The following is an 18,814-nucleotide window of genomic DNA, read 5'->3' on the forward strand; positions in this document are numbered from 1 at the left end:
TAAGCACGTATCAGCGCCAACAAGGAGTAGCCGCTTGAGCATGCCAGATACCCTGCCCCCGACTTTGTCCGGCGCCGCACGCATGCTGCGCAGCGCCTATCCCGGCGGCATGCCAGACACGGCGTATGCCCCCGTGCTGGCCCTGTTGTACGAACACTTTTCCGACCGCAACCTGGCCGAGCTGATGGCCGCCGTCACGCACAAGGATGCGGCGACGGTCCTCAATGACATCTATGCCTGCGCCAGCAGCAAGCCGGCGCCGTCCGCCGTGGCAGCTGCCAGGAGCTTGCTGGAACAACACGGCTTGCATGCCGTCTGCGCCGAGGATTAATGCCCGCAGGCAGCGAAATGGAACGCATGGGATAATATCGGGCTCAGACTGAGCAACGCGGCCCGAACGCGCCCTCCCCCATGACGACTTCTTTCCTGGCACGCTGGCTGCCGCAACCGAACAACGGCAGCCGCCGCGAACAATTGCGCGCCTGCGCGGGCGCCATCTGCGGCTTGCTGCTGACGGGACTCATCTGCCATTTCCTGCTGGCCCCCGACAGTGCCAGCGTCTACCTGATCGCGCCCATGGGCGCTTCGGCCGTGCTGCTGTTCTGCCTGCCGGCCAGCCCGCTGGCACAACCGTGGTCCGTGGTGGGCGGCAATGTCGTCTCCGGCCTGGTCGGCATGGCCTGCGTGAAATGGCTGGGATCGAGCGTGGGCGTGGCGGCGCTGGCCGCCTGCCTGGCCATCGGCGCCATGTTTGCCCTGCGCTGTTTGCATCCGCCGGGCGGCGCCGTGGCGCTCACCACCGTCGTTGGCGGCGCCAGCGTGCATGCGGCCGGCTTTGAATTCGTCTTCATCACCGTGCTGTTCAATTCCGCCGTGCTGGTCGCTTGCGCCGTGCTGTACAACAACCTGACGGGACGCCGCTACCCGCACATCCAGCAACTGGTGGCGCCGCATCCGCACGCCACCAAGGATGACGTGCCCAGCAACCGCCTCGGCTTTTCGCCGGACGACCTCGATGCCGTCCTGCGCCAGCACAGCGAAGTGCTCGACATCAGCCGCGACGATTTGCAAGCGATCTTCCTGCAGACGGAAATGCGCGCCTACCAGCGCCGCTTCGGCGTCGTCACCTGCGCCGACATCATGTCGAAGGACGTGCTCAGCGTGGAATTCGGCACGCCGCTCGATGTGGCCTGGCGCACCATGCGCGAGCACCAAGTGGGCGCCCTGCCCGTGCTGAACCGGGCGCGCCGCGTCATCGGCATCATCACGCAGACGGATTTCCTGCGCCATGGCGGCCTCGACGATTATCAGGGCATGCGCCAGCGCCTGCGCGGCCTGCTGCAACGCAGCGGTCTGTCCCACAGCGACAAGCCGGAAGTGGTGGGCCAGCTGATGACGCCGTCGCCGCACACGGCGCGCCTGGGCACGCCCATCATCGATCTCGTGCCGCTAATGGCCGACGCCGGCTACCACCATATTCCCATCCTCGACGATGAAGAGCGCCTGGCCGGCATCATCAGCCAGTCCGACCTGATGGCGGCCCTGTACGAAAGCCGCTTTGCCGAGGCCGCCGCATGACGCCATTCCAGGCACTGCTGACCGGCCCCGATGGCGGCCCGGCCGGCACGGCCGTCAGCGCGCATTTTTTCGGCGCGCAGTTGGCCATCGATGCGCCCGGCCATGGCGTCGATGTGGCGCAACTGGTCGTCAGCGTGGGCGGTGTCGACGGACCGGAACTGTTCCTGAACTGGCTCGACGAACATGGCCGGCAAGCGTCGCTGAAACCGCTGACCGCGAGCGACATCGCCATCGTCTTGCGCGAAGCGCCGGCCGCGCTGCAGCCGCAACTGCAACGCCTGTGGGGCGAGCGCCAGCGCAACCGGCGACAAGTGTCGGGCTGGCTGGCCGGCTTGACGGGCGCGACCATCGTCGCGGCCGCCCTGCTGTGGTGGCAAGGCGGCAATGCCGTCGGCGCGCTGGCGGGATGGATCCCCTTGTCGACGGAAAAACAGCTGGGCGAACTGGCCCTGGCGCAAGTGCGCGCGCAGGGCGGCATCAGCGAAAGCGGCGTGGCGCAGCAGACGGTGCAGGAAATCGGCCGCAAGCTGACGGCCGGCTCGCGCTACCAGTACCGCTGGTTGGTCAAGCAGGACGACACGGTCAACGCGTTTGCCATGCCCGGCGGCATCATCGTCGTGCATACAGGCTTGCTGCGTCAGGCAGCCGATCCGGGCGAACTGGCCGGCGTGCTGGCGCATGAAGTGCAGCACGTGGAACAGCGCCATTCGCTGCGGCAAATGATCAGCAGCCTGGGCTGGGGCGCCCTGGTAGGCGTGACCATCGGCGACATCAGCGCCGTGGCCGCCATGCTGGCGCACCAGGCCGGCACCTTGTATTTCAGCCGCGACATGGAAGAAGAGGCGGACCGCCTCGGTTTGCTCGCCTTGCAGCGCGCACATATCCGCCCCGACGGCATGCTCAGCTTTTTCCAGAAGCTCGATGACAAGGACAAGGCCAAGGTGCCCGACTGGATTTCTTCGCACCCGCAAACGGCGGCGCGCGCGCAGCAGATCCGCAGCCTGATCGCCGCCACGCCGTGCTCTGCCTGCCTTCCCTTGACCAGCAGCCACTGGCAAGCGATGAAAGCAGCCTTGCCGCCTACGGCAAAATAGCAACATTCCTCCCGCACAATTTATCCAAACGTACTGGGCAATGGCGTATGCTTACGCCCCGGCTGCTCCATCGCGACCGGCCACCCCGACCCACAACGCCTCCGTTCATACCCTCCTTACAAAGGACCTCGCGCATGAAGCATCGTTTTGCCGCCGGCACCCTCGGCACCCTGGCCATCTCCCTGTTGCTCGCCCATGCGCCCATGGCGCAAGCGGCCCAGTCCGCAGCCAAAAGCGTGGCCGTCAGCGCGCCGCAAGCCAAGCAGCGGTTGCAGGTCGTGGCCGATCAGTACTACGATGCGCTGGCCCGTTTCGAGCCGATCAATGCCACCGAGAGCGGCGACAACCGTTTTGACGACCAGCTCGGTTCAGCCATCGTGCCTGCCGCGCGCGCCAAACAGTTCGCGCTGTACCGCCAGTACCAGAAGACCCTGCGCGGCATTGCCCGCGCGCAGCTGTCGCACCAGGACCAGATCAACTACGATATCCTCGACTATGAACTGGCGACGGCGCTGAGCTTCGAGCGCTTCCCCGAATACCTGCTGCCACTGAACCAGATGGACAGCATGCCCGTCACCCTGGCCAATTATGCGGGCGGCGAGGCATCGCAGCCTTTGACCACCGTCAAGGAGTATGACGCTTACCTGAGCCGTATCGGCCAGTTGCCGGGCTGGATAGACCAGGCCATCGCCAATATGCGCGTCGGCATGCAAAAAGGCATCGTGCTGCCGAAGGCGCTGACGGAATCGGCCCTGCCGCAATTCAAGAAACTCGTCAGCGCCACGCCGCAAGACAGCGTGTATTACACGCCCATCAAGAACCTGCCGGCCAGCTTTTCCGCTGCGGACAAGGCGCGCCTGACGCAAACCTACACCGTCATCATCGAAGCCAAGCTGATGCCTGCGCTGCAGCGCCTGTCCACCTTCATGGAACGCGATTACCTGCCAGCCAGCCGCGCGAGCAGCGGCTGGAGCGCCCTGCCCGATGGGGCTGCCTGGTACCAGGCGCGCGTGGCCAGCAGCACCACCACGGATTTGAAACCGGAGCAGATCCACACCATCGGCCTGAAGGAAGTGGCGCGCATCCAGGAACAATATGCGATCGTGGGCCCGAAGATGGGCTACAACGGCCCGGCCGCTGGCTTGCCCGTGTGGGTGTCGCAGCAGGAAAAATTCCGCCCGTTCAAGACGGAACAGGAAGTGCTCGACGTCTATCGCAAGCTGAACGTGCTGCTGGACAGCAAATTGCCAGCCCTGTTCACCCTGGTGCCGAAGGCGCCGCTGGACTTGCGCCTGGAACCTGAACTGAGCCGCGACACGGCCGCCGACCACTACACGGCGCCGGCCGCCGACGGTTCGCGTCCCGGCGTGTTCTGGTCCGTCGTCACGGATCCGAAACTGTATGGCGACACGGGCATGACCACCCTGTTCCTGCACGAAGGTAAACCGGGCCACCATTTCCATCTGGCGCTGGTGCAAGAGATGGACTTGCCGAACTTCCGCCGCTTCGGCGGCAACAATGCCTTCACGGAAGGCTGGGCCCTGTATGCGGAAACCCTGGGCAAGGAAATGGGGCTGTTCGAGGATCCGGCCCAGTATTTCGGCCACTTGAATGACGAGATGCTGCGCGCCGTGCGCCTGGTGGTCGACACGGGCTTGCACACCAAGGGCTGGACGCGTGAGCAGACAATCAAGTACATGCGCGATACCCTCGGCTATGACGCCGTGGCGAAAAGCGAGACGGAACGCTACATGGCGTGGCCGGGCCAGGCGCTGGGCTACAAGATCGGTTCGCTGAAGATCGTCGAACTGCGCCAGCGCGCACAGCAGGCGCTGGGCGACAAGTTCAGCCTGCCGAAGTTCCACGAAGTCGTGCTGAGCGACGGCACCCTGCCACTGAAACTGCTGGAAGCCAAGGTCGACCGGTGGATCGCCCAGCAGAAGTAAATTAAGCCCCTCCCGCAATAGCGGCAGCGCCAGTCCGGGCTGCCGTTTTTTTCGTGCCGATATTTGATCTGGCACAGATCCAGCGCATCTCGCTCACGCCTGCCGGAACGCGTACCAGATCATGCTGCCTAATTCCCATACACAGAAGGGAGGCAGCATGCAAAACGAAGACATCAGCGATGGCGCCACGGCGCGTCCGCCAACGTGGCGGCAGCAGTCAGAAATGCCAGCGGAAACATCCGGCTCGTCCGGGAATGGACATGGGCATGGACACGACGCCATTCTTCATTACACGAGTGCGCACGGCCAGGCCGATGGACGGCCGCAGCGGCACATTCCCGACGCTACCGCGCACGGCAACCATGCCATGATCAGGGCACTTGGCTGGCTCAGCATCGGCCTGGGCCTGGCCCAGTTGGTGGCGCCGCAGGGCCTGGCGCGGGCCAGCGGCTTGCGCGGCGTCTCGTCTGTCTGGATACGCGCCATCGGCTTGCGCGAAATGGCTTGCGGCGTGGCCTTGCTGCGCGGAGAAACCCGGCCGGCATGGCGCTGGTCGCGCATCGCCGGCGACGCCATGGATCTGTCGCTGCTGGGTGTGGCCATGGCCAGCCGGCGCAATGCGCGCACGCGCCTGGCGGCGACGGCAGCCGTGGTGGTGGGCGTGACGGCCATCGACTATATCGCCAGCGCACAACTGGCGCCACGCAAGCTGAGCGAATTGCCCGCGCCCGGCGAAGCGGGGCTGGCGCTGCAAAAGAGCGTCATCGTCAACCGTTCCGCCGACGATTGCTACCGCGCCTGGCGCGACCTGGAAAACCTGCCCCGCTTCATGCCGGGCCTGCAATCGGTACAGGTAATCGATGCGCACCGCTCGCGCTGGAACAGCGTCGAAGGCGTATGGATAGGCGAACTGACGCAAGAGCGTCCGGGCCAGGGCATGCGCTGGCGCGCGGCGGAAAACCATGCCGAAACAGGAGCGCTGGAACTGTCGCCCGCACCCGACGGACGCGGCACCGTGGTGACCATGCAGCTGCACATGCAACCACCGGCCGGCAAGGTGGGCACTGCCGTGGCCGGCCTGTTCAGCCAGGCGCCCGCCTACCAGATCGAAACCACCTTGCGCCGCTTCAAGCAGTGGATGGAAACGGGCGAGGTCAGCACCACCGAGGGCCAGCCGTCGGGAAAGCGCAGTTTCAAGACGCGCTTGCTGCACAAGGCTGGCGGCACGGCACCGGCCCCTCGGCCGCAAGCAAACGGAGGTGTGTCATGAAAGCCAATTGCTGGCACGGCAAGCGCGACGTACGGATCGAACAGGTGCCCGATCCCGCCATCCTCAATCCCGGCGACGCCATCATCAAAGTCAGTTCCACGGCCATCTGCGGCTCCGACTTGCACCTTTACAATGGCGTCGTGCCGACCATGGAGCAGGGCGATATCCTCGGCCATGAGTTCATGGGCGAAGTGGTGGAAACGGGCTCCGCGGTACGCAAGCTCAGGGTGGGAGATCGGGTGGTGGTGCCGTTTCCCATTGCCTGCGGACGCTGCTTCTTTTGCGAACAACAGCTGTACTCGGTGTGCGAGAATTCCAATCCCAATGCCTACATGGCGGAAAAGATGTGGGGCCACTCGGGCGCGGGCATCTTTGGCTATTCCCATTTGACGGGCGGCTACGCGGGCGGCCAGGCCGAATATGTGCGCGTGCCGTTTGCCGACGTCGGCCCCATCAAGGTGCCGGACGAGCTCAAGGATGAACAGGTGCTGTTCCTCTCGGACATACTGCCGACCGGCTACATGGCGGCCGAAGCCTGCGCCATCACGCCAGGACAGGTGGTGGCCGTGTGGGGTTGCGGCCCGGTGGGACAGTTCGCCATCCAGAGCGCTTTCCTGCTCGGTGCCGAACGCGTCATCGCCATCGACCATTACCCGGAACGCCTGCGCATGGCACGCGAACTGGCCGGTGCGGAAACCCTGCATTTCGATGCGGTGGACGTGCCCGATGCGCTGCGGGAAATGACGGGAGGACGGGGTCCCGATGCCTGCATCGATGCCGTCGGCATGGAAGCGCACGGTTCCGGCATCAGCTATATCTACGACCGCCTCAAGCAGACGATGAAACTGGAATCGGATCGCCCCACGGCTCTGCGCGAAGCCTTGATGGCGTGCCGCAACGGCGGCGTCGTCTCGGTGCCGGGGGTGTATGGCGGCTTCAGCGACAAGATCCCGTTTGGCTCCATCATGAACCGTTCATTGACCATCAAGACGGGACAGACACACGTGCAGCGCTACATGCAACCGCTGCTGGAACGGATACAACGGGGAGAACTCGATCCCGGCGCCATCATTTCCCACCACTTGACCCTGGACGAAGCGCCGCACGGCTACGAAATCTTCCAGAAGAAACAGGAGCAATGCATCAAGGTGGTGCTGCATCCCGGCCCTTGATCCCACTGGCAGGCACGCTGGCAGGCAACGCGGCCGGGGCAGACGAACAATGCGCTGATCTCAGACGAACTCAGACGAGCAGCGCGGCGCTCATCGAACGCACTTCCTCGTTTGACTCGGCCAGGATGCTTTGCAGGGTTTCGTTATCGATAATGAAATCGATGACGGAATCGGAGGGTGTGAGCATTTCCACGTACGTCACCTGCAAGGGCGACTGCACGGGCGACAGTTGTTTGGCCAACAATAAGGTGTCGAGCAGGGAGTCGGGCGGGATCGATAGCAAGCCATCGCGCAAGCCTTCGATGGCTTCGCTGACGGCTCGCGGGATCAAGAGCTTCTTCATGACTTCGCGGGAAATGATTTCTTCGGCCGATTCCATCCAGTGGTCCGCATCGTCGTCGAGCAGGCCGGGAAATTCATCGGCGCGCGACAGCAGGTAAAAGCCGCCCACCTCATGCACGATGCCGGCGAACAGCGCCGTGTCGGCATCGACGTGCGTCACGCGGCGGGCCAGCACGTGCGCCAGCGCCGCCACATGGGCCGTGTGCTCCCACAACTGGGTCGCCTTCTGGCGCAAGACGGGATCGATGATCTTGCTGCCGAACTGGCGCACCACCATGGCCGCCACCAGCGCGTATAGATTGCGGTAACCCATGCGCATGACGGCGGCGCGCACGCTGGTCACAGGCGCCGCATCGCCGCGGCTGTACACGGCCGAGTTGGCCAGCGCGACCGTGCGCGCCGCCAGCAAGGGCTCGGCCAATACCAGCTTGATCGCATGGTCGATATGGCAGTCCGGTTCAGCCAGGGCCAATTGCAATTGCAATGCGGAATTAACACTCGTGGGAAATGTTAATTCTCCGCGCACCGCCTGGGAAACAATTAAACCGAAAGCCTGTAGTTTATTCATCATACGATCAATCCGCCTCAGATATTATTCTGGCCAACAATTTCATGCATCGGAAATTGAATGCCAGGCCCGGCCTTTAGAATACAGATGGCATGTCATTCGCTTGTAATGAAGAATCAGGCAATGCCAGCGCATGCAATAGCGTTTCATCGCCGATCACAAACAACTTCGGCTGCTGTAATACCTGCAGCAGAAATGGCTGGCCTTCGCGCAGCCGCCGGCGATAATCGGCCAGCGTATATAGGTTGGGATTGATTTTACGCCTTAAGGTTCGCTCGGCCGGGGCCAATCCCGTCAACAGATCGCCATAATTGGCTTCTTCGCCCACCAGCAGCAAATCGATGGCACTGCCAGGCATGTCCTGCCCCTTCGCCGTGGCGCCCGACACGAATGCCAGGTGCAACTGCGCACGCAAGGGAGCCAGGGTCATGCTGAGCACGCCGACGATGCCGAAGGTTTTCTGCACCAGTCCGCTCAATTCCGGATACACGAGGCTTTCCTTGTTGGGCCAGAAGCGCCGCACATTGCCGATCCGCTCCGACGTGATCAGCCCGGAATCATGCAGGCGACGCAATTCGCGCTGCGCCGACGCGCTGCCCAATCCCGTCAAGCGCATGATCTCGTTCAAGTGAAAACCTTCATTCACGCGGACAAAGAGCAGTCCCAGCAGTTTCTGCTGGGCGGGAGTAAACAGGGCTTGGGCAATCATGTGCCAGATATTAGCATGAGCACGCCGAAAATTGGCGTGGCATGCGTGCTTTTGCTATGCGACAACAGAGTGTGCCGGCAGGACGGCATCGTGCATAATCGCCATGGTTGCGCACTGCCGATCGATCGGAAAACGGCGTGCCCTCTCACACTCGCAGTTGCCAATGAACCATACTTTCAGGGGAACACTTGTATGTCATCAACCACCAGCAGCGTGGTCGGGTTTGTCGGAGGACAGCTTGATACGGCGGCCTTTGAACACCTTTTATATGAAGACGCAGAAACAGAGCGCCTGTTGTCGGCGCAGCCGGCGCCCAGGTATGCGCATGCGGGGCACACGCTGTATCACTATCTGATATCGCTCGACCTGCACAATCCGGCGGATGTGCTGAACGCGCAGGGCGCCCTGGCCGAGTTTTTGCACGCCGCCGGCATTCCGCTATGCGTCTCGGAAAAGCCTGGCCAGCTGCACGCGCTTTTGCTGGCGGCGCAGCCGAAGTGGCTGGATGTGGATCTAGCCTATGTGGCGGCACTGCTGGACAAGGCACCGCCGCATGCGAAAAAAAGTGAACGGACGCAGTGGCTGCGGGCGCAATTGCTCGCGTTATTTCGCTATGCGAAGAAGCCGCCCCGCTGGCTACAAGCGCCGAGCTGGCCCATCGAGGCGGACGGTCCGCTGGTATTTCTGGGGCAACTCCCGGTGGACGGCTATTTTCATGACGAAGCCGCCGTCTATGTGTTTTACGATGCCAGCAAAAACGAGTGCCGGTCAATACTGCAGACTTGCTGACGCCATGGCGTCCCTGGGTGCGGCGTCCTGTTTGCGTGTGCGCTGGAAGGCCGCAGTCATGGACATAAAAAACGGCACCAGGAATTTATCCCTGGTGCCGTTCTTATCAGCGAACAGCACAGATGCATATATTTAATAAGTTAAATAATTAACGAATGACCGTTGAATCGCATACGCAATAAATCTTTTCCATTCACTGGAATTTCTATCAATCAAATGATTAAAAGTTTCCAGGAAAATAAAACGGACGACATCCATGCGATTGCAATTAACTATAAATTGTACGCTGCTTGATAAAGATGACGCTTCGTCGTGTGTTGCCGGGTTTCGATAGCCAAAAGATCGTCGGTAGTTTCCCCGGCCAGGGTGGCTTTATCAGTCAGCAGCAGTGCTTGACGCTCTTCCACTTTCCACGCTTCTTTCTCTTTGCGTGCGCGGTGGAAGGCCGCAGTAACGGACATAAAAAAACGGCACCCGAAGGTGCCGTTCTTGTCAGCTAGCAGCGTAGATTACGCTTCGTCGCCGTGGAGTTGCCGGGTTTCGATGGCCAGCAGGTCGTCGGTAGTTTCACCGGCCAGGGTGGCTTTATCGGTCAGCAGCACTGCTTGACGCTCTTCCACTTCCCACGCTTCTTTTTCTTTGCGTGCTCGGTGGAAGGCCGCAGTAACGGACATAAAAAAAACGGCACCCGAAGGTGCCGTTCTTGTCAGCTAGCAGCGTAGATTACGCTTCGTCGCCGTGGTGTTGCTGGGTTTCAATGTCCTGCAACGCTTCGGCAGCTTCGCCAGCCATCGAGGCTTTCTCGGCCAGCAGCAGTGCTTGACGCTCTTCCACTTCCCACGCTTCTTTCTCTTTGCGTGCGCGGTGGAAGGCCAGACCCGTACCGCCAGGAATCAGGCGGCCGACGATGACGTTCTCTTTCAGGCCGCGCAGACCATCGCGCTTGCCCATGATCGCCGCTTCGGTCAGCACGCGGGTGGTTTCCTGGAACGATGCGGCCGAGATGAACGAATCGGTCGACAGCGAAGCCTTGGTAATACCCAACAAGACGTTTTCGTAGGTCGCTGGAATCTTGTTCTCAACGGCCATGCGATCGTTCTCGTCCAGCAGTTCCGAACGCTCTACCTGCTCGCCAACGATGTAGTTGGTGTCGCCGGCATTGACGATCTGAACACGGCGCAGCATCTGACGCACGATCACTTCGATGTGCTTGTCATTGATCTTCACGCCTTGCAGACGGTACACGTCTTGCACTTCGTCAACGATGTAACGTGCCAGCGCTTCGATACCCAGCAGGCGCAGGATGTCTTGCGGATCGGCCGGGCCGTCCACGATCATCTCGCCCTTGTTCACGACTTGGCCGTCATGCACCAGCACTTGTTTGTCCTTGGTGATCAAGAACTCATGCTTGTTGCCGTCCATGTCCGTGATTTCCAGACGCTGCTTGCCCTTGGTTTCTTTACCGAACGCAACCGTACCCGTGACTTCCGCCAGCATACCGGCATCTTTCGGCGAGCGCGCTTCGAACAGTTCCGCAACGCGTGGCAGACCACCGGTAATATCGCGCGTTTTTTGCGATTCGGTAGGAATACGAGCCAGCACTTCACCAACCGATACCTGTTGACCGTCCTTGACCATGATCAGCGCGCCGACCTGGAAGCCGATCGCCACCGAGTGTTCGGTGCCGGCGATCTTGACTTCTTCGTTCGCGTCGTTGATCAGCTTGACTTGCGGACGCAACGTTTTCGTCAACGAACCGCGACGTTTCGCATCGATCGCCACCAGGGTGGACAGACCGGTCACTTCGTCGACCTGACGGGCGACGGTGACGCCTTCTTCGACATTCTCGAAACGCACTTGACCGGCGTATTCGGTAATGATCGGACGGGTCAGCGGATCCCACGTTGCCAGGGCCGTACCGGCCTTGATGACCATGCCGTCCTTGACGATCAGGGTCGCACCGTACGGTACTTTATGACGCTCACGCTCACGGCCATGGTCGTCGGTGATCAGCACTTCGCCGGAACGGGAAATGACGATTTGCGCGCCCTTGCCGTTCGTCACGTAACGCATGGTTGCCGTGAAGCGGATGGTACCGTTCGACTTGGCTTCCACCGACGATGCCACTGCCGCACGCGATGCCGCACCACCAATGTGGAACGTACGCATGGTCAGCTGGGTACCAGGCTCACCAATCGACTGCGCTGCCACCACACCGACGGCTTCGCCGGCGTTGACCAGCATGCCGCGGCCCAGATCGCGGCCATAGCACTTGGCGCACAGGCCGAAGCGCGTGTCGCAAGTCAGTGGCGTGCGGACCTTGACTTCATCGATGGACAGACGCTCGATCTCTTCGACCATGTCTTCGTCCATCAGGGTGCCGGCTTCGTACAGCGTTTCCTGGGTTTCAGGATTGACGACGTCATGCACCACCACGCGGCCGAGGATACGGTCACGCAACGGTTCGATGACTTCACCACCTTCGACCAAAGCCTTCATGACGGCGCCGTTCATGGTGCCGCAATCATCTTCGATCACCACCAAGTCTTGCGTCACGTCAACCAGACGACGCGTCAGGTAACCGGAGTTAGCCGTTTTCAGCGCCGTATCGGCCAGACCTTTACGAGCGCCGTGGGTCGAAATGAAGTACTGCAAAACGTTCAGACCTTCGCGGAAGTTCGCGGTAATCGGCGTTTCGATAATCGAGCCATCCGGTTTGGCCATCAGACCACGCATACCGGCCAACTGGCGAATCTGGGCTGCGGAACCGCGCGCGCCGGAGTCGGCCATCATGTAAATGGCGTTGAACGATTCTTGCGTCGACTTGGTGCCGTCGCGGCGGATGACGTCTTCGACTTTGAGCTGGTCCATCATGGCCTTGCCGACTTCATCCGAGGTTTTGCCCCAGATATCGACTACCTTGTTGTAACGCTCGCCGGCGGTCACGAGACCCGAGGCGTATTGCTGTTCGATCTGCTTGACTTCCGATTCGGCCGTCGCGATCAGGGTGACTTTTTGAGGCGGTACCAGCATGTCGTCGACGCAGATCGAGATACCGGCGCGTGTCGCCAGACGGAAACCCGATTGCATCAGTTTGTCTGCGAACACCACAGTGGCGCGCAGGCCGCACTTGCGGAACGACGTGTTGATCAGCTTGGAAATTTCTTTCTTTTTCAGCGCGCGGTTCAGGACGGAGAACGGCAGGCCTTTTGGCAGAATTTCCGACAGGATCGCACGGCCGATCGTCGTTTCGTAACGCGTTACCGTTTTCTCGAATTCGCCCGTTTCGGCGTTTTTCGGGTATTCGGTAATACGCACGGTGACGCGGGTCGTCAGTTCGACTTCCTTGTTGTCGTAGGCGCGGATCACTTCCGACACGTCAGGGAACATCATCCCTTCGTTCTTCGCATTGATCGCTTCGCGGGTCGCGTAGTACAGACCCAACACGATATCCTGGGAAGGAACGATCGATGGTTCGCCGTTCGACGGGAACAGGATGTTGTTCGATGCCAGCATCAACGTGCGTGCTTCCATCTGTGCTTCGATCGACAGAGGAACGTGGACCGCCATTTGGTCACCGTCAAAGTCGGCGTTGAATGCGGCGCAGACGAGCGGGTGCAGCTGGATGGCCTTGCCTTCAATCAGGACTGGCTCGAACGCCTGGATACCCAGACGGTGCAGCGTAGGTGCGCGGTTCAACATGATCGGATGTTCACGAATCACGTCTTCCAGGATGTCCCACACGACCGGCTCTTGAATCTCGACCAGCTTTTTCGCGGCCTTGATCGTGGTAGCCAGACCCATCAGTTCCAGTTTATTGAAAATGAATGGTTTGAACAGTTCCAGCGCCATCAGTTTCGGCAAGCCGCACTGATGCAGTTTCAATTGCGGGCCCACGACGATGACCGAACGACCGGAGTAATCGACGCGTTTGCCCAGCAAGTTTTGACGGAAACGACCGCCTTTACCTTTGATCATCTCTGCCAAGGACTTCAGCGGACGCTTGTTGGCGCCGGTCATCGCTTTGCCGCGACGGCCATTGTCCAGCAGCGAATCGACCGCTTCCTGCAGCATGCGCTTTTCGTTGCGCGTGATGATCTCTGGAGCGCGCAGCTCCATCAGGCGTTTCAGACGGTTGTTACGGTTGATGACGCGGCGATACAGATCGTTCAGATCCGAGGTCGCGAAACGGCCACCGTCCAGCGGTACCAGCGGACGCAATTCCGGCGGCAGCACTGGCAGCACTTCCATGATCATCCAGTCAGGCTTGATGCCCGAACGCTGGAACGCTTCCAGCACTTTCAGGCGCTTGGCGTATTTCTTGATCTTGGCTTCGGATTTCGATTCCTTCAGTTCCACGCGCAGGGTTTCGGCATCGCGGTGGATGTCGATCGAGCGCAGCAGTTCACGGATACCTTCGGCGCCCATGAAGGCGGTGAAGTCGTCGCCGTACTCTTCGTACTTGGCGGCGTAGTCGTCTTCCGACATGATCTGGCACTTCTTCAGCGGGGTCATGCCTGGGTCGGTCACGACGTATGCTTCAAAGTACAGCACGCGTTCGATGTCCCGCAGGGTCATGTCCAGAACCATGCCCAGACGCGACGGCAGCGACTTCAGGAACCAGATGTGCGCGGTCGGCGAGGCCAGCTCGATGTGGCCCATGCGCTCGCGGCGCACTTTGGCCAGGGTGACTTCGACGCCGCACTTTTCGCAGATCACGCCGCGGTGCTTCAGGCGCTTGTACTTGCCGCACAGGCATTCGTAATCCTTGATCGGGCCAAAGATCTTGGCGCAGAACAGGCCGTCGCGCTCAGGCTTGAAGGTACGGTAGTTGATGGTTTCCGGCTTCTTGACTTCGCCGTAGGACCACGAACGGATTTTCTCAGGCGAAGCGAGACCGATCTTGATTGCATCGAAGGTCTCGTTGGTCTGTACTTGCTTGAATAGATCGAGCAGTGCTTTCATGTATCACTCCAGAGGTGATTAAATTTCTATATTCCTGAGACTACATTGCCCGGCGTGGTTTCCCAGCCGGGCTTTGTGTTTCCCAAACCAAATGACAGGGTGCTGTCGTTTAGTTGCGTTCGAGGTCGATATCGATACCCAGCGAACGGATTTCCTTGACCAGCACGTTGAACGATTCCGGCATGCCGGCGTCGATCACGTGGTCGCCCTTGACGAGGTTCTCGTACACTTTGGTACGGCCATTCACGTCATCGGACTTGACGGTCAACATCTCTTGCAAGACATACGACGCGCCATACGCTTCCAGTGCCCAGACTTCCATCTCACCGAAACGCTGACCACCGAACTGGGCTTTACCGCCCAGTGGCTGTTGCGTCACCAGCGAGTAAGGACCGGTCGAACGTGCATGCATCTTGTCATCGACCAAGTGATGCAGTTTCAGCATGTGCATGACGCCGACAGTGACCTTGCGCTCGAACGCTTCACCGGTGCGACCGTCATACATGGTCACCTGGTTTTTCGAAGCGGTCATGCCCAGGTTCTTGGCGATGTCGTCCGGATACGCCAGGTCCAGCATGCGGCGAATCTCTTCTTCATTGGCGCCGTCGAACACTGGCGTGGCGAATGGAACACCTTTTTTCAGGTTTTCCGCCAGCTTCATGATCTCTTCGTCGTCGAAGTTATCCAGCTCTTCAGCACGGCCGTTGTCGTTGTAGATCGTCGTCAGGTACTTGCGCACTTGCTCGACCTTGGTTTGCGCCTTCAGCATTTCGCCGATGCGGATACCCAGACCCTTGGCAGCCCAGCCCAAGTGCGTCTCGAGAATCTGACCAACGTTCATCCGCGAAGGAACGCCCAGCGGGTTCAGCACAACGTCGGCTGGCGTGCCGTCGGCCATGTATGGCATGTCTTCCACAGGAACAATACGGGAAACCACACCCTTGTTACCGTGGCGACCTGCCATCTTGTCGCCCGACTGCAGGCGGCGTTTCACGGCCAGGTACACCTTGACCATTTTTTGCACGCCTGGTTGCAGCTCATCGCCTTGCGTCAGTTTCTTGCGCTTCTCTTCGAAGGCCAGATCGAACTGGTGACGCTTCTCGTTGATCGATTCCTTGATCGCTTCCAGCGCTACCGCTGCATCGTCGTCCGCAGGGCGGATGTCGAACCAGTGGTATTTGTCCAGATCGGCCAGGTAATCCTTGGTGATCTTGGCGCCTTTGGCCAGCTTTTTAGGGCCGCCGTTGACAACTTTGCCGATCAGCATTTTTTCCAGACGCTGGAAGGCATCGCCTTCAACGATACGCATCTGGTCGTTCAGATCCAGACGGAAGCGTTTCAGTTCGTCATCGATAATTTGCTGGGCACGCTTGTCGCGCACGATGCCTTCACGGGTGAAGACTTGCACGTCGATCACGGTACCGATCATGCCCGAAGGCACGCGCAGCGACGTGTCTTTCACGTCCGAAGCTTTTTCGCCGAAAATCGCGCGCAGCAGCTTCTCTTCCGGGGTCAGCTGGGTTTCACCTTTAGGCGTCACTTTACCGACCAGGGTGTCGCCGGCCTGGACTTCCGCGCCGATGTAGACGATACCGGATTCATCCAGACGAGCCAGCTGGTTTTCAGCCAGGTTCGAGATGTCGCGCGTAATTTCTTCCGCGCCCAGTTTCGTGTCACGGGCCACCACCGACAACTCTTCGATGTGAATCGAGGTGTAGCGGTCGTCCTTGACGACGTTTTCCGAGATCAGGATCGAATCTTCGAAGTTCAGACCATTCCATGGCATGAAGGCCACGGTCATGTTCTGGCCCAGCGCCAATTCACCCAGGTCGGTCGATGCGCCGTCGGCGATCACGTCGCGCTTGGCAACACGGTCGCCCACTTGCACGATAGGACGCTGGTTGATGTTGGTGTTCTGGTTCGAACGGGTGTACTTGATCAGGTTGTAGATGTCGACGCCCACTTCACCAGCGGTCGCTTCGTCATCGTTGACGCGAATCACGACACGGCCCGCATCGATGTAATCGACGATACCGCCACGCAGCGCTTGCACGGTGGTGCCCGAGTCGACCGCAACGGTGCGTTCGATACCGGTACCGACCAGCGCTTTTTCCGGACGCAAGCAAGGCACAGCCTGGCGTTGCATGTTGGCGCCCATCAATGCACGGTTTGCATCATCGTGTTCGAGGAACGGAATCAGCGAGGCAGCGACGGAAACGATCTGGCCAGGCGCCACGTCCATGTACTGGATGCGCTCCGGGGATACCAGGATGGTTTCGCCGGCTTCACGGGCCGAGACCAGTTCATCGGACAGCATGCCTTCGTCGTTGATGGTCGCATTCGCCTGAGCGATGATGTAGCGGCCTTCTTCGATGGCGGACAGGTAGTCGATCTGATCGGTAATCTTGGAGCCTTCGACCTTGCGGTACGGGGTTTCCAGGAAGCCGTATTCATTCAGGCGGGCATACAGAGCCAGCGAGTTGATCAGACCAATGTTCGGACCTTCCGGTGTCTCGATCGGGCAGACGCGGCCGTAGTGGGTCGGATGCACGTCGCGCACTTCAAAGCCGGCGCGTTCGCGTGTCAGACCGCCGGGTCCCAGAGCCGATACGCGGCGCTTGTGGGTAATTTCCGACAGAGGATTGGTTTGGTCCATAAACTGCGACAGCTGGGACGAACCGAAGAACTCGCGAATCGCGGCCGAAATCGGCTTCGAGTTGATCAGGTCATGCGGCATCAGGTTGTCCGCTTCGGCTTGGCCGAGGCGTTCCTTGACGGCGCGCTCAACACGCACCAGGCCGGCGCGGAATTGATTTTCGGCCAGTTCGCCCACGCAACGTACGCGACGGTTACCCAGGTGATCGATATCGTCGACTTCGCCGCGGCCATTGCGCAGTTCCACCAGGATCTTGATCACGGCCAGCACGTCTTCGTTCGACAGGGTCATGGCGCCGGTCAGTTCATCGCGGCCAATGCGGCGGTTGAACTTCATGCGGCCCACGGCCGACAGGTCGTAGCGGTCCGAGTTGTAGAACAGGCCATTGAACAGCGCTTCAACGGAGTCTTCCGTTGGCGGTTCGCCTGGACGCATCATGCGGTAGATCGCCACTTTCGCAGCCATCTGATCGGCGGTGTCGTCGATACGCAGGGTTTGCGAGATGTAGGCGCCCTGATCCAGGTCGTTCGTGTACAAGGTCTGGATTTCGGAAATGTTGGCATCGCGCAAGCGGCCCAACAAATCTTCGGTCAGCTCATCGTTCGCGGAAGCGACGACTTCACCGGTATCGCCATCAACGATGTTCTTCGCCAATACGCGGCCCAGCAGATAGTCTTCCGGTACGGAAATGTGCTTGATGCCTGCAGCTTCGATATCACGCACGTGTTTCGCGTTGATACGCTTGTCTTTCAGCACCAGGGTCTTGCCCGACTTGTCGACGATGTCGAAACGCGCCACTTCGCCGCGCAGACGCTCGGAGACGAATTCCATTTCCGCGCCTTCGGAGCGCAGGTTGAAATTGTCGAAGACGAAGAAGTTCGCCAGGATTTGCTCATGCGACATGCCGATGGCTTTGAGCAGGATCGTTACTGGCATCTTGCGGCGGCGGTCGACGCGGAAGAACAGGATGTCTTTCGGGTCGAACTCGAAGTCCAGCCACGAACCGCGGTAAGGAATGATACGCGCGGAGAACAGCAGTTTACCGGACGAATGAGTCTTGCCGCGGTCGTGCTCGAAGAACACGCCAGGCGAACGGTGCAGCTGGGAAACGATAACCCGCTCCGTGCCGTTGATAACGAACGAACCGGTGGTCGTCATGAGCGGCAATTCGCCCATGTAGACTTCCTGTTCCTTCATCTCTTTGACGACGGGCTTGGTTGGCGATTCCTTGTCCAGGATCACCAGGCGCACTTTCGCGCGCAGCGGCGACGCGAACGTCAGGCCACGTTGTTGACATTCTTTGACGTCAAAGGCAGGATCGCCCAGAACGTACGACAAGAATTCGAGACGCGCAAAACCATTGTGCGACACGATAGGGAAAATCGAAGTGAAAGCCGACTGCAGGCCATCATTCTTGCGGCCGGACGGTGCTATGTCCTCTTGCAAGAAGCTATGATAAGACTCGAGCTGGGTCGCCAGCAGGAACGGAACGTGGTGAACGTTGGCGCGCTTCGCGAATGATTTGCGAATGCGTTTCTTCTCAGTAAATGAGTAGTGCATGGACACTCCGTGAGTGACAGAAAGGATAGAAAATTCAGGTTTTGCAAGTGTTCGTTTGCACCGCTGCGTGTGACACAGACGAAACCTCAAGGCTCTGCTTTCCGGCTTGAATCGAATAAAAACTGCTGCTACAACTACATGACAAATACGATGCAGACGACAAAG

Annotated in this window: 12 protein-coding genes; 7 read left to right on the top strand and 5 right to left on the bottom strand. The window is 60.0% G+C overall.

Annotated features, from left to right (window positions below):
* The first annotated feature begins 40 nt into the window (after positions 1 to 40).
* The 6 genes from ACPJXG_RS26605 to ACPJXG_RS26630 all read left to right on the top strand — a co-directional run bounded on the left by ACPJXG_RS26605 (position 41) and on the right by ACPJXG_RS26630 (position 7,060).
* On the top strand, positions 41 to 331 hold the full coding sequence (locus ACPJXG_RS26605; protein ID WP_425254794.1) for a DUF3349 domain-containing protein: 291 nt from the start codon (positions 41 to 43) through the stop codon (positions 329 to 331).
* 80 nt (positions 332 to 411) lie between these two features.
* The gene (locus tag ACPJXG_RS26610) at positions 412 to 1,578 is read left to right on the top strand and encodes an HPP family protein (RefSeq protein WP_176387664.1); all 1,167 of its coding nucleotides are present in this window, start codon (positions 412 to 414) and stop codon (positions 1,576 to 1,578) included.
* Complete coding sequence (locus ACPJXG_RS26615) at positions 1,575 to 2,672, top strand: M48 family metallopeptidase (RefSeq protein WP_425252799.1); 1,098 nt, start codon at positions 1,575 to 1,577, stop codon at positions 2,670 to 2,672. Before ACPJXG_RS26610 ends, ACPJXG_RS26615 begins: the two co-directional genes overlap by 4 nt.
* Before the next feature lie 134 nt (positions 2,673 to 2,806).
* Complete coding sequence (locus ACPJXG_RS26620; protein WP_425252800.1) at positions 2,807 to 4,618, top strand: DUF885 domain-containing protein; 1,812 nt, start codon at positions 2,807 to 2,809, stop codon at positions 4,616 to 4,618.
* A 157-nt stretch (positions 4,619 to 4,775) separates the two neighbouring features.
* A complete protein-coding gene (locus tag ACPJXG_RS26625) occupies positions 4,776 to 5,888 on the top strand; it encodes an SRPBCC family protein (protein ID WP_425252801.1) in 1,113 nt (370 codons plus the stop codon).
* Positions 5,885 to 7,060: a zinc-dependent alcohol dehydrogenase gene (locus ACPJXG_RS26630; RefSeq protein ID WP_425252802.1), complete on the top strand. Its 1,176-nt coding sequence runs from the start codon at positions 5,885 to 5,887 to the stop codon at positions 7,058 to 7,060. Before ACPJXG_RS26625 ends, ACPJXG_RS26630 begins: the two co-directional genes overlap by 4 nt.
* A gap of 70 nt (positions 7,061 to 7,130) precedes the next feature.
* Here the strand turns inward: ACPJXG_RS26630 and ACPJXG_RS26635 are convergent, their stop codons facing one another.
* Positions 7,131 to 7,970 carry an HDOD domain-containing protein gene (locus ACPJXG_RS26635; RefSeq protein ID WP_035828534.1) on the bottom strand — a complete coding sequence of 280 codons (840 nt, stop codon included), beginning with the start codon at positions 7,968 to 7,970 and terminating at the stop codon, positions 7,131 to 7,133.
* Positions 7,971 to 8,046: 76 nt separating this feature from the next.
* Complete coding sequence (locus ACPJXG_RS26640) at positions 8,047 to 8,679, bottom strand: transcriptional regulator (protein WP_035823954.1); 633 nt, start codon at positions 8,677 to 8,679, stop codon at positions 8,047 to 8,049.
* A 15-nt stretch (positions 8,680 to 8,694) separates the two neighbouring features.
* On the opposite strand from ACPJXG_RS26640, the gene ACPJXG_RS26645 reads away from it, so the two are divergent.
* The gene (locus ACPJXG_RS26645) at positions 8,695 to 9,468 is read left to right on the top strand and encodes a hypothetical protein (RefSeq protein WP_425252803.1); all 774 of its coding nucleotides are present in this window, start codon (positions 8,695 to 8,697) and stop codon (positions 9,466 to 9,468) included.
* A gap of 272 nt (positions 9,469 to 9,740) precedes the next feature.
* On the opposite strand, the gene ACPJXG_RS26650 is transcribed toward ACPJXG_RS26645, so the two are convergent.
* The 3 genes from ACPJXG_RS26650 to rpoB form a co-directional block, all read right to left on the bottom strand.
* Positions 9,741 to 9,929, bottom strand: a complete 189-nt coding sequence (locus ACPJXG_RS26650; RefSeq protein ID WP_425252804.1) for a hypothetical protein — start codon at positions 9,927 to 9,929, stop codon at positions 9,741 to 9,743.
* A 262-nt stretch (positions 9,930 to 10,191) separates the two neighbouring features.
* Positions 10,192 to 14,433, bottom strand: coding sequence for a DNA-directed RNA polymerase subunit beta' (gene rpoC, locus ACPJXG_RS26655; RefSeq protein WP_034753138.1), 4,242 nt, complete (start codon positions 14,431 to 14,433; stop codon positions 10,192 to 10,194).
* A gap of 109 nt (positions 14,434 to 14,542) precedes the next feature.
* Positions 14,543 to 18,649: a DNA-directed RNA polymerase subunit beta gene (gene rpoB / locus ACPJXG_RS26660; RefSeq protein ID WP_425252805.1), complete on the bottom strand. Its 4,107-nt coding sequence runs from the start codon at positions 18,647 to 18,649 to the stop codon at positions 14,543 to 14,545.
* Positions 18,650 to 18,814: the final 165 nt, after the last annotated feature.

This window comes from Janthinobacterium sp. NFX145 (genome assembly GCF_049810325.1).
Taxonomy (GTDB): Bacteria; Pseudomonadota; Gammaproteobacteria; order Burkholderiales; family Burkholderiaceae_D; genus Janthinobacterium; species Janthinobacterium rivuli.

Coding starts and splice junctions, on each gene's coding strand:
- ACPJXG_RS26620 (WP_425252800.1), top strand. CDS start 2,807: ATGAAGCATCGTTTTGCCGCCGGCACCCTCGGCACCCTGGCCATCTCC.
- ACPJXG_RS26605 (WP_425254794.1), top strand. CDS start 41: ATGCCAGATACCCTGCCCCCGACTTTGTCCGGCGCCGCACGCATGCTG.
- rpoB (WP_425252805.1), bottom strand. CDS start 18,649: ATGCACTACTCATTTACTGAGAAGAAACGCATTCGCAAATCATTCGCG.
- ACPJXG_RS26610 (WP_176387664.1), top strand. CDS start 412: ATGACGACTTCTTTCCTGGCACGCTGGCTGCCGCAACCGAACAACGGC.
- ACPJXG_RS26645 (WP_425252803.1), top strand. CDS start 8,695: ATGAGCACGCCGAAAATTGGCGTGGCATGCGTGCTTTTGCTATGCGAC.
- ACPJXG_RS26650 (WP_425252804.1), bottom strand. CDS start 9,929: ATGTCCGTTACTGCGGCCTTCCACCGCGCACGCAAAGAGAAAGAAGCG.
- ACPJXG_RS26625 (WP_425252801.1), top strand. CDS start 4,776: ATGCAAAACGAAGACATCAGCGATGGCGCCACGGCGCGTCCGCCAACG.
- ACPJXG_RS26635 (WP_035828534.1), bottom strand. CDS start 7,970: ATGAATAAACTACAGGCTTTCGGTTTAATTGTTTCCCAGGCGGTGCGC.
- ACPJXG_RS26640 (WP_035823954.1), bottom strand. CDS start 8,679: ATGATTGCCCAAGCCCTGTTTACTCCCGCCCAGCAGAAACTGCTGGGA.
- ACPJXG_RS26630 (WP_425252802.1), top strand. CDS start 5,885: ATGAAAGCCAATTGCTGGCACGGCAAGCGCGACGTACGGATCGAACAG.
- rpoC (WP_034753138.1), bottom strand. CDS start 14,433: ATGAAAGCACTGCTCGATCTATTCAAGCAAGTACAGACCAACGAGACC.
- ACPJXG_RS26615 (WP_425252799.1), top strand. CDS start 1,575: ATGACGCCATTCCAGGCACTGCTGACCGGCCCCGATGGCGGCCCGGCC.